The sequence below is a fragment of the Streptomyces sp. NPDC052043 genome (assembly GCF_044548235.1).
Lineage (GTDB): Bacteria > Actinomycetota > Actinomycetes > Streptomycetales > Streptomycetaceae > Streptomyces.
In genome coordinates this window covers 1-1,081 of sequence record NZ_JBIUBT010000048.1, presented here as the reverse complement: position 1 = coordinate 1,081, position 1,081 = coordinate 1, and the positions used below count along the sequence as shown (strand labels likewise).

At 73.5% G+C, this 1,081-nt stretch carries 3 protein-coding genes; 2 read left to right on the top strand and 1 reads right to left on the bottom strand.

Translation table 11 applies throughout. The features are described from left to right. Nucleotides 1-265, top strand: a 265-nt coding sequence (locus ACIHCX_RS38150; RefSeq protein ID WP_400038025.1) for a hypothetical protein, incomplete at its 5' end; no start/stop codon positions are given. Then, nucleotides 258-554, top strand: coding sequence for a hypothetical protein (locus tag ACIHCX_RS38145; protein WP_400038023.1), 297 nt, complete (start codon nt 258-260; stop codon nt 552-554). The genes ACIHCX_RS38150 and ACIHCX_RS38145, both read left to right, overlap by 8 nt. Before the next feature lie 112 nt (nt 555-666). Here the strand turns inward: ACIHCX_RS38145 and ACIHCX_RS38140 are convergent, their stop codons facing one another. Then, complete coding sequence (locus tag ACIHCX_RS38140) at nt 667-936, bottom strand: hypothetical protein (RefSeq protein WP_400038021.1); 270 nt, start codon at nt 934-936, stop codon at nt 667-669. Nucleotides 937-1,081 lie beyond the last annotated feature (145 nt).

Sequence of the window (1,081 nt, the reverse complement as noted above, 5' to 3'; positions counted from 1 at the left end):
CGAGCCGGAGCGGGTGCCGCGCAACGCCGAGGGCATCGCGGCCGCGCTGTCGGGCGAGCGCCGTATGGAGTTCTACCGCCAGCTGCTGGGCGCCGCGCCCGAGCAGGCGGAGGGCGTCCTGCGCCGCTGGTGGTGCGAGGCACAGCTCGACACCGACCCGGCCGGGGACCGGCTGACCGCGGCCGCCCTGGACGGGACGCTGCCCACCACGGCGGTCTCCGACCTGATCGAGCGCCGCCGCGCGGCGGGCCTGCCCGTTGAGTGAGCCGTTCGGCGAGGAGCCGGAGGGTCTGCCCTGCGTGCTGTCGGAGGAGGTCACCGAACTTCTCATGGACAAGACCCTGCCCGGCGCGGTGTTCGGCGCGATCGTGGCCGCCACCGTCGTGATCAACGAGACGAGGGGCGAGGTGCCGGGCAGCACCGCGTCGGCGAAGTGGTCGCAGCGGCGGCGCATGCCGCTCGGCGCGGACGGCTCGCTCGGCATCGCCGAGTACGTCATCGTCGCCGACGCCGATCCGCCGCACATCGTCCTCACCCGCATCCAGCTCTACTGACCCGACCCGACCCGACCCGGGGCCCGGCGAGACACCCGTCCGCCGGGCCCTTCGGCGTTCACGGCGGCGCCGGCGGGTGGGGGTTCGGTGGTCGACCGATCATCGGGCCGCCTCACCTCTTAAAGCCGAGCCAGACGATGTCCAGGACGGACAGGTGGCGCAGGGCGTGGTTGGCGAAGTAGACGACGGACAGCTGGCCGACGGACGCGATGCGCACGTCCTCGCCCTCAGGGTCGCCGACGTCGCACTGCGGGAAACCCCGCGGGTTCCCGACCGCGGCATCCAGGACGTCCCGGGCCATCTGCGCCGCATGCTCGGGCAGGGCGGTGAGTACCTTCGCGGCCGGCGGCGACAACCGGACCGCGTACGGCTGACCGGTCACGGGCGCCTGCTCCGGATCTCCTCCAGGTCCACGAACCCAGACCCGTCACGGCCGGAGTCGCGGAACGCGTCGACCGCTGGGCGGAGGCAACGCAGGCCTGCCACACCTCGACGACCTCGTACAGCCGCCCGGCGGTCGGATGCCA